The sequence below is a fragment of the Pseudokineococcus lusitanus genome (assembly GCF_003751265.1).
Classification (GTDB): Bacteria; Actinomycetota; Actinomycetes; order Actinomycetales; family Quadrisphaeraceae; genus Pseudokineococcus; species Pseudokineococcus lusitanus.
Genome location: NZ_RJKN01000006.1, coordinates 114,956 through 127,809, shown reverse-complemented (window position 1 = coordinate 127,809; position 12,854 = coordinate 114,956). Strand labels below are relative to the sequence as shown.

Genomic DNA, 12,854 nt, shown 5'->3' with positions numbered 1-12,854 from the left:
CTACCGCTCGGTCGGGATCGGCGCTACGGTCGGCCCGGCACCCGGCCACGTCGAGGAGGACACCGATGACCAGCACCGACCCCCGCAGCCTCGACGTGGACGCCGTCCTCGCCGCGCTCACCACCGAGGAGAAGATCTCCCTCGCCTCGGGCTCCGACTTCTGGCACACGCAGGGCGTCGAGCGGCTCGGCGTCCCCGCGGTGATGGTCACCGACGGCCCGCACGGCCTCCGCAAGCAGGAGGGCTCGACCGACCACGCCGGCCTCCACGCGTCCGTCCCCGCCACGTGCTTCCCGCCCGCGACCGGCCTCGCGTCCACGTGGGACCGCGACCTGCTGCGCCGCGTCGGCGAGGCGCTCGGCGACGAGTGCCGCGCCGAGGACGTCGCCGTCCTCCTCGGCCCCGGCGTCAACATCAAGCGGAGCCCGCTGTGCGGCCGCAACTTCGAGTACTTCTCCGAGGACCCGCTGCTCGCGGGCGAGCTCGCGACCGCGCTCGTCCTGGGCGTGCAGAGCCGTGGCGTCGGCACCTCGCTCAAGCACTTCGCCGCCAACAACCAGGAGACCGGCCGCATGACGGTCTCCGCCGAGGTCGACGAGCGCACGCTCCGCGAGATCTACCTCCCGGCCTTCGAGCGCGTCGTCACGCGGGCGCAGCCGTGGACGGTCATGTGCGCCTACAACAAGGTCAACGGCGTGTACGCGAGCCAGGACCCGTGGCTGCTCACGCAGGTGCTGCGCGACGAGTGGGGCTTCGAGGGCCTCGTCGTCTCCGACTGGGGCGCCGTCGACGTGCGGTGGAAGGGCGTGGCCGCGGGTCTCGACCTCGAGATGCCGTCGTCCGACGGCGCCGGCGAGGCGAGCATCCGTGCGGCGCTCGCGGCCGGCGACCTCACCGAGGCGCAGCTCGACGTCGCGGTGCGGCGCAACCTCGAGCTCGTCGCGAGGGCGCTGCCCGGTCTCGGCTCGGGGGAGGCCCTCGACGTCGACGCGCACCACGCCCTCGCCCGGCAGGCGGCGCGGCAGAGCGCCGTCCTCCTCACCAACGACGGCGTCCTGCCGCTCGACCCGCGCTCCGGCGGCCGCATCGCCGTCGTCGGCGAGCTCGCCCGCAGCCCGCGCTACCAGGGCGCCGGCAGCTCGCAGGTCGTCCCCACCCGGCTCGACGACGCCCTCACCGCGCTGCAGGAGGGCACCGACCGGGAGGTCGTCTTCGCCGCCGGGTACGTCACCGAGTCGGTCGAGGCGGACGACGCCCTCGTCGTCGAGGCGGTCGAGGCCGCGCGCTCGGCCGAGGTGACCGTCCTCTTCCTCGGCCTCCCGGCGTCCTTCGAGTCCGAGGGCTACGACCGCGAGCACCTCGACCTCCCCGCGCCGCAGGTGGCGCTCCTCGAGGCCGTCCGCGCGGTGACCGACCGGGTCGTCGTCGTCCTCTCCAACGGCTCGGCCGTGGCGACGGCGAGCTGGCAGCACCACGCCGCCGCGCTGCTCGAGGGGTGGCTCCTCGGCCAGGCCGGCGGGTCGGCGACGGCGGACCTCCTCTACGGCGTCGTCTCGCCCTCGGGCCGGCTCGCCGAGACGGTCCCGCTGCGCCTCGAGGACACCCCCGCCTTCGGCGCGTTCCCCGGCGACAGCGGCGTCGTCCGCTACGGCGAGGGCCTGCTCGTCGGCTACCGCTGGTACGACACGCGCCGCGCGCCCGTCGGCTTCCCCTTCGGGCACGGCCTGTCGTACACGACGTTCGAGCACGCCGACCTCGCGCTCGCCCCCGCCGGCGAGGGCCCCGGGACGACGGTCGAGGTCTCCCTCACCGTGACGAACACCGGGGACCGGGCGGGCGCCGAGGTCGTCCAGGTCTACGCCGCGCCCCTCGACGCGAGCGTGCACCGGCCCGCGCAGGAGCTCGTCGGCTTCGCCCGCGTCGAGCTCGAGCCGGGCGCGTCGACGCCGGTCACGGTCACCCTCACGGCGCGCGACCTCGGCCACTGGTCGGCCGAGCACCGCCGCTGGGTCCTCGAGCCGGGCCGGTACGAGGTGCGCGTCGGCGCCTCGTCGCGCGACGTCCGGGCCAGCGCCGTCGTCCGCCTCGACGGCGAGGACCTCACGGCGCCGCTCGCGGCGGGCGACGAGGCCGAGCGCTGGCTGGCCCACCCCGTCGCCGGGCCCCGGCTGCGGGAGCTGCTCGGCGACGCCATGGCGATGCTCGAGGACCCCCAGCACGGCCAGATGATGCGGGCCATCCCGCTCGTGCGGCTGGCCCGCTTCCCGGGCTTCCCCGTCCGCGAGGCGGACCTGCCGGCCCTCGTCGCGGAGGTCGGCGGCCGCGCCTGACCCGGCCGCGCGGCGTCCGGGGCACCGGACGCCGCGTGGCAGGCTCCGCCGGTGCTCGTCGCCGCGCTGGTCCTCCTCGTCCTCGCGGTGGGGTGCTGCGTCCAGCGCGTGGCGGGCCTCGGCTTCGGGCTGCTCGCGGCGCCCGTCATGGCGCTGCTGCTGGGGCCCGTGCAGGGCGTCGTCCTCGTCAACGCGACGGCGGTCCTCACCGCCGGGCTCGTGCTGACGCGGGTCCGCCGGGACGTCGACTGGCGCCGCTTCGCCCTCCTCGGCGGCGCGGCGCTCGTCGGGATCGTGCCGGGCGCGGTCCTCGCGCTGAGCGTCCCGAGCGCCTGGCTCGAGCTCGTCGTCGGGGTGCTCGTGCTCGTGGCGCTGGCGACGACGCTGCTCGCCGGCCGCGCCCCGGCCGTCACCGGCCGCGGTCCCGCCGTCGGCGCCGGGCTCCTCGCGGGCGTCATGAACGCGACCGCGGGCGTCGGCGGCCCCGCCTTCAGCGTCTACGGCGTCGCGAGCCGCTGGCCGCAGCGCTCCCTCGCGGCCACGCTGCAGCCCCTCTTCATGCTGACCGGCGCCGCCTCCGCGGCGACGAAGCTCGTCCTCGACCCCGGTGCCGTCCCGGACGTCGGATGGCCGGCGCTCGTCGCCGTCGTCGTCGCGGTGCTCGTGGGCGTCGCGGCGGGCGACCTGCTCGCCCGCCGCACGAGCCCCGCCCGCGCCCGGACGGCCCTCGTCGTCGTCGCCTCGCTGGGCGCCCTGGCCGTCGCCGCGCGCGGGGCCTCCGACCTCCTCGGCTGAGACGCCCGCCTCCGTCCCCCCGAGGGCTCGGCGCCTCCCTCGCGACGTGTGGCCATGAGCGCCCCGCCGCGCCCCCTCACCCCGCGACGTGTGGCCATGACGCCGCCTCGAAGTCCGCCCGAGGGCGCACATGGGCACACGTCGCGGGGTGTCGGGGCCGGCGGCCCTCAGCCGAAGAGCACCGCCGGTCCCGCGAGCACCCCGAGCGCCGCGCTCGTCGCGAGGACGGCGACCAGCACCCCGAGCACGACGACGACGAGCACCGCGTCCGCGCGGGTCCACGGCGACGGGCGCCACGTCGTCCGCGGGGTCAGGCCGAGGCCGCGGGACTCGAGCGACTGCGACAGCCGCTCGCCCTTGCGCACCGAGACGACGAGGAGGCCGAAGGCGGCGCCGAGCAGCACCCGCGGCGAGCGGGTGGGCGTCCCGTCGGGCCGCAGCGGCGCGCGGACGGCGTGCGCGGCCCGCAGCGACGCCCACTCCCGCGGCATCTCCTGGAGCATCCGGTAGCCGGCGAGGATCGCGTACGTCACGCGCGGGCTCAGCCGGGCGTTCTGCTGGAGGCTCGTCATGAGCCGCACGGGGCTCGTCGTCGTGATGAAGGCGACGGCGAGGACGCCGATGACGAGCGTCCGGAGCGCGATGGCCGTCCCCACCTCGAGCCCCTCCGCGGTGAGCCGCAGCGGTCCCGGCGTCGCGATGACCTCGCCGGGCCGCGTCACGAGGTTGACCGTCAGCTGGCCGACCGCCAGGACGAGGAACGGCACGTGCGCCCGCGCCGCCGTCCGCACCGGGACGCGCGCGCCGAGCAGCAGCCCGACGAGCGCGAGCACCCACAGCACGAGGGGCGTCACCGGGTCGAGGACGAGCACGACGGCGGTCGTCACGACGAGGACGAGCAGCAGCTTCGCCGTCGGGTCGCGCCGGGCGAGCAGCGACGGGCGCGGGTCCTCCCCGGCCGCCAGCAGCGCGGTCACGCCGCCACCGCCGCGACGGGGCGGGCCAGCACCGGCTCGTCGAGCGCCGCCAGCGCGGCGCGGACCCCGGCCGGGTCGCGGCCCTCGTCGAGCAGCCACCGCACGAGCGGCGGCACCTCGAGCCGCCCGGCGGCCAGGGCGGCGTCGTCGCGGAGCACGTCGGTCAGCGGCCCCTGCGCGACGACGCCCGTCGTCCCCGCGCCGGTGCGGCCGAGGACGACGGCGCGGTCCGCCACCGCGGCGACCGTCCGCAGGTCGTGGCTGACGAGGACGACGCCGCGTCCCTCCGCCGCCGCCCGCCGCAGGGCGCGGACGAGCTCGGCGACGGCGCGCCGGTCGAGCCCGAGCGTGGGCTCGTCGACGAGGAGGCACGGGCGGTCGTGGACGAGCAGCGCCGCGAGAGACAGCCGGCGCATCTCGCCGCCGGAGAGGCGGTGCGGGTCGGCGTCCGCGAGGTGCGCGAGGCGGTGGTCGGCCAGCGCGCGCTCGACCCGGCCGTCCTCGCGGGCGGCGGCGGGCAGCCCGGCCTCGACCTCGGCGCGCACCGACGTCGCGACGAGCTGGTGCTCGGCCTCCTGGAAGACCATGGCCGGCCGGGCGCCCTCGACCGTCCCGGCGGCCGGCGGGAGCAGTCCCGCGAGGGTCAGCAGCAGCGACGACTTGCCCGCGCCGTTGGGCCCGAGCACGGCGAGGACCTCGCCCGCGCGGACGTCGAGGTCGACGTCGCGCAGCAGCGCGGCGTCGAGCAGCGCGGCCGCCGTCTCCTCGTCGCGTCGCCGCCGCGCCGCCGGGGTGACCCAGGGCGTCAGCCAGCCCGGCGCCCGACGGCGGGCGCGCTCGCCGCGGTGCCGCACGGCCACGCCGCGGACGCGGAGCACGGGTTCCTCGGGGGCGGCGTCGTCGACGGCCGTTCGCGGCAGCGCCTCTCGCAGGCGCTCGACGACGCCGACGTCGGCCAGGCCACCGCGCCGGCCGGTCAGCGCGGCGAGCTCCACCTCGAGCGGTAGCCAGCACCCCGCCGCGACGAGCGCGGCGGCGTGCGCGTGCAGCACCTCGGTGGTCGGGCCGTCGGCGACCACGCGCCCCTCGGCGGACAGGACGACGGTGCGCGCGGGCAGCCCGGCGACGCCGTCCCCGCCGGCCAGCTCGTCGAGGCGGTGCTCGACGAGGAGCACCGCCGGGCCCGCCCCGTCGGCGTCCGGGCCCAGCGCCCCGGCCAGGGCGCCGCGCACGGCGGCCACCCCGGCCGGGTCGAGCATCGACGTCGGCTCGTCGAGGAGCAGCACGTCCGGCCGCGCCACGAGCGCGGCGGCGAGCGCGACGCGCTGCACCTCGCCGCCCGACAGCTCGGCCGTGCGACGACGCCGCAGCGCGCCCGCCCCGACGACGTCCAGCGCCGCGTCCACCAGCCCGTCGACCGCCGCGGGCGGCGTCGCCCGGTTCTCCAGCGGCAGCGCCAGCTCCTGCTCGACGACGGGCAGGCACACGCCGGACGCCGGGTCCTGGGCGAGCACCGCGACGTGCCGGGACAGCTCGACGACGCTCGAGCCCGCCGTCGGGGTGCCCGCGACGACGGCCGTCCCCTCGAGCTCGGCCGCCACGGTGTGCGGCACGACGCCGGAGACGACGCGCAGGAGCGTGGACTTGCCCGAGCCGGAGGGCCCGACGACGAGGACGTGCTCGCCCGGGGCGACGCGCAGGTCGACCCCGGCGAGCAGCGGCTCCTCGCGGCGCTGGTGGTGGACGGCGACGCCGTCGAGGCGGACGACCTCGGCGGCGTCGTTGGGACGGGCGGCGGTCACGAGCGGCGCACGCGCCGCCGGTCGCGGCCGATGGCGAAGTCGTCGAGGACGCCGGTGCGCAGGAGCGCGTCCACGACCACCTTGGCCAGCAGCCCGCCCAGCAGGACGCCGGAGACGAGCTGGATGCCCAGGCGCACGGCGAAGATGTCCTGCCCGTACCAGCCGCTCGTCAGCGCGGTGTACCAGAACACGACGAAGCCGCCGCCGAGCCCGGACAGCGCGTAGACGCTCCACGTGAAACGGCGGTAGCGGTACAGCGCGAAGGCGAGCTCGCTCCCGACGCCCTGGAGGACGGCGGTGAGCAGCAGCGGCGCCCCGAACGGCGACGCGAGGAGGAAGACCTCGACCGCCGCGGCCAGCACCTCGGCCACGACGCCGGCGCCGGGCTTGCGGGTGATGGCGATGGCGATGGGCGCGACGATCAACCAGCTGCCGTGGAGGACGTTGGCCGACAGGTCGGCGAAGGGCCCGAGCACGATCGCGAGGCCGTAGTACGCCTGGACGAAGACCCAGTAGACGAAGCCGAAGACGACGCCGAGGACGACGAGCAGCACGATGTCGCGCAGCTGCCAGCGGCCGCGCGCGGTGGGGCGGTCGGTGGGCGCGGGGGCGGTCATCGCGGGCCGCCCGCGGGCGTCGGCGAGCCGGTGGACACGGTGAGGTGCGTGACGACGTGGGGCACGACGGCGCCCACCGACGCCCACGCGTCGACGGCGGTCGCGAGGACGTCGGCGACGTCGCCGCGCAGCACCGTCGCGTAGTGCGCGGCCGCCGAGGCGGTCCCGCGGCGCTGCGCCGCGGCGATGGCCGCCTCGATGTGGGCCATGTGCTCGCCGCTGACGCCCTCGGCCGTGGTGGTCGCGGCGTCCATGAGCGGGTACAGCGACCACTGCGCGACGGCATCGACGCCGGTGGGCGCCAGCTCGACGGGCGCGGCGACGGGGAGGCCGACGCCGCTGCCGAGGCTGAGGTCGCACGTCGCCTCGCCGGGGCAGCCCCGCGAGAGGAGCACGTGCGCGACGACGTGCCCGCCGCCGCTGCGGCGCGACGTCGCGGCGACGAGGCCGCTGACGTACGCGGCGATCCGCTGCTCGGCCGGCGCCTCGAGCGCGCCGACCCAGGTGCTCACCTCGTCGGTCTGCAGCTGCAGGCCCTCGGTGAGGCCGGCGGCGCGGACGTCGTCCAGCGCGCCGGTGATGACGTCGACGAACGCGTCCGTGTGCGGGTGCACGGAGACGCGGGCGCCGACGCCCAGCTCGGTGACCGCGGCGGTACGCCGGGTCTCTTCCGTGGTGGTGCTCATGAGGGCGGTCCCTTCCGGGCCCGCGGGTACGTCGAGACGCGGACGCGGGCGGGGCCGACGGGTCGCCGACCCGCACGACGTCGCGTGCCCAGCTCCCTACGCCGGTGCGAACCGGATCAGGTCTGACGGGTCTGCGGACCATCCGCACTCTCAGCGCTGCTGCGCTCCCCGGGGGTGCGGTCACCGTAGCCCCGCGTCAGGGTGCGGTCGGTCGCTGGGGCATCGCCGGCCTGGGCGAGCAGCATCACCCGTCCATGGCGCGAGGCCGTGCCTACCGACGATCGGTGGGCCTGACCCGTAGGGCCCGTCGGAGCTGCGTCGCTGCTGATCGCCGCGGGCTTCGCTGCTTGAGGGACGCCCCCGACCTCGGGCTGCCGATGCGCACGGGCAAGCGCCCATGCCCGGCGCGGCCAAGCAACAGCAACAGCGCCTTCGCCGAAGGCTCCTTAGTCGCCGAACGGGCACCCTTCAAGGTCGGACGTCGCAGCAGCTCTGGCTCGGCCGACCATCTCAACACCAGCCGGGCACCCTGGACGGTGAAGCGGGCGACCTCGGCGCCGTCCGTGCTTAGGCCCGCGACGACGGCCACGCCGCCTTCGAGCGCGGTAGTGTCTTTGATGAGCATTTCGAGGCCTATGACGCCATAGCGCTTGACCGGCGAGCTGATTAGTCGACGAGTTGAGTGGTGGAGGGGGTGCGGGCTCAGCGCGTCGCAGCCCCGGTCACGGGCCACCCCGGTCGATGCTGATACAAGTTGCCTATGACGACCGAACCCGCCCCTGCGACTCTGGCGCCCCATGCCCGGGCGCGACGCAAGCACTGGCTAGGGGAGCGGCGGGCGGTCCTCGTGCGGATGCCGGTCGACCTCGCCGACCGCTTGCAGGCCGAGGCCGACCGCCGGGACCAGTCGCTGACGGCTACCGCCGAGACGCTCATCCGCGCCGGCCTATCGCACCAGGACCGGACTGCCCGATGAGCACGGTCGTCAACGTCCTCGGCGACCACGTCGTCCCGGTCGGCTCCGACGCGGACGGCGGCGCGCTCACCGTGGTCGACCTGTTCTGCGGCGCTGGTGGCTTGTCGGAAGGCTTTCGCCGCGCCGGCTACCAGGTGACCGCCGGCAGCGACCACGACCCCGACGCGATCGCCACCTACGCGGCCAACTTCCCCGATGCCGTCGCCCTGTGCGGCGACGTCCGCGACGCTGAGCTGCGTGAGCAGCTCGACGAGGCCGCCGCCGGTGCTGACGTCCTTGTTGGAGGCCCGCCCTGCCAGGCCTTCTCCCAGGTCCGCAATCACACCCGACTAATCGATGACCCACGAAATTCTCTCTATCGAGAGTTCGTCTCTGCGGTCGGAGCTGCCCTGCCGGACGCCTTCATGATGGAGAACGTCCCCGGCATGGCGCAGATGGGCGTCAAGGAGCAGGTTATGACCGACCTGAGCCTGGACGGTGAGTACACCGTCGTGCCCCAGCTCGTCGACGCCGCCGATTTCGGTGTTCCACAGACCCGCAAGCGGCTACTATTCCTCGGTGTCCGCACCGCCCTGAGCGCTGAGCCGCCGACCCTGGTCGGCACCGGCGCCACCGGGGCCGTGCAGCTCGTCCGCTTCGCCGACCACAGCGCCGCCGTCGGCGGCACGACGGTGTCCGCGGACGCGCCGATCCCCGGCTATGTGCCCACCGCCCGGCCCGACGCCCGCGGAGAGCGGGTCGCCCTCGCGCTTGCCGACCCGTTCGACCCGTCCGTGGTGTCGGTCGAGCAGGCCCTCGGTGATCTCACAGCCCTGCAGACCGGGCGCCGTGCGGAGACCCTTAGCACTAGCGAGCTGCCGGATCCGACGTCGGCCTACCAACGGATGATGCGTGACGGGCACCGTGACGAGCTGGGCAACGTCAGCGTCCCCCGCATGCAAGCCGATACTGCACTGCGGCTAGCGGGCATCCCTGCAGGCGGTAACCACCGCGACCTCAGCGAGCAGCTGCAAGCCCGGTACCTCACCGGCGCGAAGTGGGGACCCAGCAACGGCAGCGGCCGACTCGGCCGGGCGCACTACTACGCATACCGCCGCCTGCACCCGGAGATGTGGGCTTGGACCCTCAACACCAAGGGCGACTCGGCATACCACTGGTCGAGCGCCCGCTGCCTCAGCGTGCGCGAGTTCGCCCGCCTGCAGTCCTTCCCTGACTCTTTCACTTTCACAACTGACGCCCGCCGCGGCCCGTTGACCGGGCGCATCGACGGTGGCGCCGCCCACTCCCGTTACCGCCAGGCCGGCAACGCCGTACCCCCGCTGCTCGCCGCCGCTGCGGCGACGGTTCTACGCGAGACCGTCCTGGCCGCCCGGGCTCGCCGCGACGCCACCCTGCGTTCATGAGCGACCAGCCCTTCGAGCTTGACGGCATTAGCAACCCAGCGCCTGAAGGGGACAGCCCTCCTCCCGCAGTGGCGCCGGTCGCGGTCGATCGCGCCTTCGGCCAGGACAACCGCGCTCGCCTACTAGAGGAGTACTTCGCCCCTTACGGCACCGTTGAACCGGGAAACGCCTGGAAGCACACCTACCGACTGTTGCTCTGGCTCGACCGCACCACTGGCCTAGCGCACTGTTACGAGAGCGACAAGAGCCAAGCCGGTCGACCCTGGTACGCCCGCAGCCTCGCGTTTCACGACTGGGTGAGCGCATCTCTCGACGTAGACCCTCGCGACCTCGGCGAGCACATTGATGTCCTCTTCCGTCGCGCCAGCGCCGACCTCGCCGCCGCTGCAGCCAATCGTCGTGCGCGACTTGCAGAGAGCGCACGAAAGCAGCGTTCCATTTACCTCGGACGCGGGATGCCCGAGCCTGGGGAGGACCCTGAGCTCGAGGAAATTGTCACCGCTGTCCTCGACCCCTACCTCGTCACGCCGCCGCCGGCTGAGGTCATGCGGAACCTCACCGAGCGCATTCAAGCTCACGTTGGTCAGGAAAATAAGCGAAAGAATCTCGTCGGCGAAGGTTTCGAGGATGCAATTGCTGCGCTTCTGCGCCGCGTGACCGGCGTCCCCGACGTCCATGACATCTACGTACGTCCCTCCCTGCATGACCTGCCCGGCTTTCGCCCGCCGCGGGCCGGGAGTAAGAAGCGTCAGGTCGACCTCGCCCTCGTTCACCGTGTCAGCGGCTACCGCACCCTCGTGTCCTGCAAGTGGAGCGTGCGTAGCGACCGAGAGGAGCAGTTCGCCAGCGACTTTAGCGACTACGCCGAGTTGGAGGACGCTGGCAAAGACTTCAGCTACGTTCTTGTCACTAATGAGTTCGACCCTGCCCGCCTGGCCGCAGCTTGCGATATGCGCCGGCAGAATGCCCCCCTTTTCACGGACGTCGTTCACGTCAATCCGCAAGGGGTGCTTGCTGCGTACTCAGATCGAGGCTCTAACGCGAAGACTGAGGGTGGTCAGGCGAGAGCTTCTCGGCGGATTTCCGAGAAGCGGGTGCAGGCGCTGGGAAGCTGGCTAGGCTCGCTGGCGACGGCGTAGCTTGGCGCGCGTCGACTTAACCACGTAGGAGGAAGACGCATGCGTAGGCGCCCCAACACTCAGACTGTGCAGTGGTTTCTCGAGATCGCCGCAAGTGGGCAACTAGACTTAGACCCCGCTTATCAAAGGCGTAGTGTCTGGAATGATGATTATCGCCGATTTTATATTGACACGGTTCTCCGCGACTACCCGTCTCCGGCAATCTTCTTACAAGTCGAGACGCGAGCGGGAGCGCCTACTGTCTACCACGTTATTGACGGCAAGCAGCGACTGGAAGCCCTTATTCGCTTCAGTAAGGGCGAATTTCACCTCGCCGCCTACTTCGACGACGCCGGTTTGAGCGACCCGTATTACGAGGACCTTAGGCAAGAGGAACAAGACGCTTTCGCTGATTACGTGCTCAGTGTCGAGAATATCGACCGTGCGGAAGATGCCGAGCTGAAGGTGGCCTTCGACCGGCTGAACCGAAACGTGGCGAAACTTAATCGCCAAGAGTTGCGGAAGGCTCAGTACGAGGGAGCGTTCATTTCCAAGATGACCGAACTGGCGGCAGCTCCATTTTGGGAGGACATCACTGTCGCAACGAGGGCGCGAGTGCAACGCATGCTCGACGTGGAGTTTGTGTCTGATCTCTACCTCTTGACTATGAAGGGCGTCCAAGACGGTAGTGGCTACGTGATGGACGATGCCTACGCCGACTACGACGCCGAGATTCCTGACGAGCAGGAGCATGATCGCGCATACGTGCGGACACTGTCCTTCCTTGAGTCTCTTCCTCTGCAGTGGCGATACTCGCGATGGAAGAATCTGTCCGACCTATATGGTTTGTGGGCGGCAGTCCTGCTCGTGCCGTCCGACGATCTCCCTTCTGCTCAGGAGGCGGCGGAACGGCTTAACGACTTCGAGTCTGCCATTAATCGATTCGATAATACGTCGATGGTTCGCGAGTATTACGACGCCGTGCGCCAAGGTTCGAACAAGGAGGCCTCGCGGCTTTTGCGAGCGGAGATTCTCCGGGACGTTCTGTTGGGGGAGACGGCTGAGGCTCCTGCATCGGCGTCGGTCGCATGAGAGTGCCCGATGATGTGCTAGCGGCTTATGAAGAGGCTCTGGCCGTTATCGACGTGCTTAAGACGACGGCCGAACCGAGACTCCGTATTCTGTGCGAGGAGAACGGCTGGTTGTTCGACCAACGTATCAAATCGCCTGAAAGCGCGTTGTCTAAGCTTGAGGCGGGTGGTGAGCCATTGAAGAGTATGCCTGACCTATGGGCGACTCAAGTGGTAGTTCCTACACGCGAGCACCTGAATGCGGCGGTCGGTGTTGTGCTCGAACGCTTTGATGGAGAAATAAAGCCGCCGAGGACCCTCTCGCCGGAAGCCTTCAAGTACGATGACATCCACCTCAGAGTGCGTCTGGGGTCGAGAATCCCGCCACGGTCTGTGGTTGCCGAAGTGATCGATCGAGACTTCGAAGTTCAGGTTCGCACAGGACTGCAATATGCATGGTGGCGTGCCACACACGACCAACTCTATAAGGGAGGCCCCGAGGCTTTAGCTCAACCTTGGGGGGTTCGTCGAGCGGTCGGACAGACTCGAGCGGCACTGGAGATGCTTGATTCCGTGCTCGCCGATCTACCATCGGCTGGAAAGATGCAAGATGTCGGACCGCCACCTGGGGGAGCGGATCTCGAAGCCTTGGAGTGTGCGGCGTGGCTAAGCCTTTGGAGGGGCGCTGATCGCCCAGCGGATGTGGTTCGATTTTCGAGCACGGCGTTGGCCTTGCTCCGGGCGTGTGCGTTGACCGTCGAGGCCGTGAGCGACTACGTGCAGCACGACGACTTTCGGTCAGTGATCGCCGAGGCGCCACAGATTGGTCCCGGTCAGGCTGTGGTCGTCGCCGTAGACCGTATGGCGGGCAGTGAAACTGTAATTGCCGCACTGAAGGGCGGTAGCCGTCGTGTGCTAGTGACGCCCACCATGGTTCGCGTCCACCCGCCGTTCGGTGATTATCCTCAGGAGGTCCAGGTCAACCCTTAGTGTAGTTGAGAGCTTCGGCTCCCCAGTTGCTTCCTGTTGGATCGTGGCCCGGGCGGCTTACCTGTAGGACCGGCCGGCAAGGGACGAGGC

10 protein-coding genes and 1 riboswitch are annotated in these 12,854 nt (G+C 71.8%); of the genes, 6 read left to right on the top strand and 4 right to left on the bottom strand.

Annotated elements, in window-relative coordinates:
- Window positions 1–65: 65 nt before the first annotated feature.
- Window positions 66–2,330: a glycoside hydrolase family 3 C-terminal domain-containing protein gene (locus tag EDC03_RS12120; protein WP_123380511.1), complete on the top strand. Its 2,265-nt coding sequence runs from the start codon at window positions 66–68 to the stop codon at window positions 2,328–2,330.
- Between the two features lie 51 nt (window positions 2,331–2,381).
- The gene (locus EDC03_RS12115) at window positions 2,382–3,125 is read left to right on the top strand and encodes a TSUP family transporter (RefSeq protein WP_123380510.1); all 744 of its coding nucleotides are present in this window, start codon (window positions 2,382–2,384) and stop codon (window positions 3,123–3,125) included.
- 167 nt (window positions 3,126–3,292) lie between these two features.
- Here EDC03_RS12115 and EDC03_RS12110 read toward each other — a convergent pair whose 3' ends face one another.
- The 4 genes from EDC03_RS12110 to EDC03_RS12095 are packed head-to-tail and all read right to left on the bottom strand — an operon-like array spanning window position 3,293 to window position 7,207.
- Window positions 3,293–4,102 carry an energy-coupling factor transporter transmembrane component T family protein gene (locus EDC03_RS12110; RefSeq protein WP_123380509.1) on the bottom strand — a complete coding sequence of 270 codons (810 nt, stop codon included), beginning with the start codon at window positions 4,100–4,102 and terminating at the stop codon, window positions 3,293–3,295.
- The gene (locus tag EDC03_RS12105) at window positions 4,099–5,904 is read right to left on the bottom strand and encodes an ATP-binding cassette domain-containing protein (RefSeq protein ID WP_123380508.1); all 1,806 of its coding nucleotides are present in this window, start codon (window positions 5,902–5,904) and stop codon (window positions 4,099–4,101) included. Before EDC03_RS12105 ends, EDC03_RS12110 begins: the two co-directional genes overlap by 4 nt.
- The gene (locus tag EDC03_RS12100; RefSeq protein ID WP_123380507.1) at window positions 5,901–6,521 is read right to left on the bottom strand and encodes an ECF transporter S component; all 621 of its coding nucleotides are present in this window, start codon (window positions 6,519–6,521) and stop codon (window positions 5,901–5,903) included. The genes EDC03_RS12105 and EDC03_RS12100 overlap by 4 nt, the downstream gene beginning before the upstream one ends.
- Entirely contained in the window at window positions 6,518–7,207 is a 690-nt protein-coding gene (locus EDC03_RS12095) for a YkoF family thiamine/hydroxymethylpyrimidine-binding protein (RefSeq protein ID WP_123380506.1), read from the bottom strand. Before EDC03_RS12095 ends, EDC03_RS12100 begins: the two co-directional genes overlap by 4 nt.
- A 74-nt stretch (window positions 7,208–7,281) precedes the next feature.
- Window positions 7,282–7,388: riboswitch (TPP riboswitch) on the bottom strand.
- A 791-nt stretch (window positions 7,389–8,179) separates the two neighbouring features.
- Between EDC03_RS12095 and EDC03_RS12090 the strand changes: the two genes are divergently transcribed.
- From EDC03_RS12090 to EDC03_RS12075, 4 genes are all read left to right on the top strand, one after another.
- On the top strand, window positions 8,180–9,586 hold the full coding sequence (locus EDC03_RS12090; RefSeq protein WP_123380505.1) for a DNA cytosine methyltransferase: 1,407 nt from the start codon (window positions 8,180–8,182) through the stop codon (window positions 9,584–9,586).
- Entirely contained in the window at window positions 9,583–10,725 is a 1,143-nt protein-coding gene (locus EDC03_RS17390; RefSeq protein ID WP_148058077.1) for a hypothetical protein, read from the top strand. The genes EDC03_RS12090 and EDC03_RS17390 overlap by 4 nt, the downstream gene beginning before the upstream one ends.
- A 66-nt stretch (window positions 10,726–10,791) precedes the next feature.
- Window positions 10,792–11,796, top strand: coding sequence for a DUF262 domain-containing protein (locus EDC03_RS12080; RefSeq protein WP_158674284.1), 1,005 nt, complete (start codon window positions 10,792–10,794; stop codon window positions 11,794–11,796).
- A complete protein-coding gene (locus EDC03_RS12075) occupies window positions 11,793–12,764 on the top strand; it encodes a nucleotidyltransferase family protein (protein WP_123380502.1) in 972 nt (323 codons plus the stop codon). The genes EDC03_RS12080 and EDC03_RS12075 overlap by 4 nt, the downstream gene beginning before the upstream one ends.
- Window positions 12,765–12,854 lie beyond the last annotated feature (90 nt).